We start from the raw sequence: 1655 nt of genomic DNA, 5'->3' as shown, positions 1-1655 counted from the left end.
AGTTGCATAGTATACACCCATTAAGTTTACTTGAATGATTTTTTCCCAATCAGCAACGTCTAATTCTAAAAACTTACCGAATTTAGAAATACCAGCGTTATTAATTAAAATATCGATAGATCCTAAACCGTTTTTTAACGTTTCAATTGCAGTAGTTACCTCTTCATATGAAGAAACATCAGCAGTCGCAATAACAGCTTTTACGCCTTCTGCTTCTACTTCTTTCGCTACAGCTTTTAAGTTTTCTTCTGAACGAGCTAAAAGACCGACATTTACGCCTTCTTTCGCTAATGCGATCGCTACAGCGCGACCAATCCCTCTACCTGCTCCTGTAATTAAAGCATTTTTGCCTTGTAATAATTCTGCCAAGTATAACACTCCTTAATCATCTCAGTTATGTACTATATTAAAATTGTATCTATGTTTATGTAAAAAGGCAATGATGCACTTTCATGTGCGTAGGTTACTTGTAGGTAACTATAGAAATTTTTTATTTATAATTCTTATGGATTTGCCATAATTCATGTAAAATAAAAATAAATTCTACATAGGAGAGTATATGTGTATGACAAGAAAAAAATGGTTCTTGCTACTAACTGCAGTCGGACTATGTATCATATTTTTTGCTATATACTTTATCAATTTAGCCAAGAAGACTCCTGCCTCAAGGAGCGTGAAGGGTGTAGCCCAGCGAGTAGGTGGGAGATGAATTGGCTTCGAACAAGAGATGGCAGGAAGTCATCTTAATTGTTCGACATATGTAAAGTATTACCGGATAATTTGTCATAATCACTTAACTAACTATCGAATGTATGTTTGATATATAATGGAAATATATCGAAATGGGGGTGAAATGAAGGATGATCAATAAAGCGTATAAATTTCGTATCTATCCAAATAAAGCACAAGCGATCCTGATCAATAAAACGATTGGTTGTTCTCGTTTTGTATTCAATCACTTCCTATCTCTATGGGATAATGCATACAAAGAAACAGGAAAAGGTTTGACATATGGGACATGCTCTGCCAAACTTCCTGCCATGAAGAAAGAGTTTGTTTGGCTAAAAGAAGTGGATAGTATTGCTATTCAATCGTCTGTTCGCAACCTTGTGGATGCTTATACACGCTTTTTTAAAAAACAAAACAGTGCCCCGCGTTTCAAATCTAAAAAGAACAACGTACAATCTTATACCACAAAACAAACAAATGAAAACATTGCTGTTGTCGGAAACAAAATGAAATTGCCGAAACTAGGTCTTGTTCGATTTGCCAAAAGTCGTGAAGTAAAGGGACGTATTTTAAATGCTACGGTTAGACGGAACCCTTCTGGCAGATACTTTGTGTCATTGTTAGTTGAAACAGAAGTGCAAGAACTTCCGAAAACACATTCTTATATTGGAATGGATGTAGGATTAAAAGATTTCGCCATTTTGTCAGATGGAACAACTTATAAAAACCCTAAATTTTTTCGCTCATTGGAAGAGAAGTTGGCAAAAGCACAGCGTGTTCTTTCTAGAAGAATGCAAGGATCTTCTCGCTGGAATAAACAACGAGTAAGGGTAGCTAGAATTCATGAATACATAGCTAATGCTAGAAAAGATTACTTGGACAAAATCTCAACTGAAATCATCAAAAACCACGATGTTATCGGTATA

The 1655-nt window shown here is 35.4% G+C and carries 2 protein-coding genes; one reads left to right on the top strand and one right to left on the bottom strand.

The window, feature by feature from the left end; all coding sequences use genetic code 11:
- Positions 1-369: SDR family NAD(P)-dependent oxidoreductase (locus tag RCF13_RS14685; RefSeq protein WP_308141286.1), on the bottom strand; the 369-nt coding region annotated here is incomplete at its 3' end.
- Between the two features lie 491 nt (positions 370-860).
- On the opposite strand from RCF13_RS14685, the gene RCF13_RS14680 reads away from it, so the two are divergent.
- Positions 861-1655, top strand: a 795-nt coding sequence (locus RCF13_RS14680) for an RNA-guided endonuclease TnpB family protein (RefSeq protein ID WP_308141285.1), incomplete at its 3' end; no start/stop codon positions are given.

The sequence above is a fragment of the Stenotrophomonas maltophilia group sp. RNC7 genome (genome assembly GCF_030910085.1).
Classification (GTDB): domain Bacteria; phylum Pseudomonadota; class Gammaproteobacteria; order Xanthomonadales; family Xanthomonadaceae; genus Stenotrophomonas; species Stenotrophomonas sepilia.
Note: the sequence above shows the minus strand (reverse complement) of the source record. Positions and strands in the feature narration are given on the sequence as shown.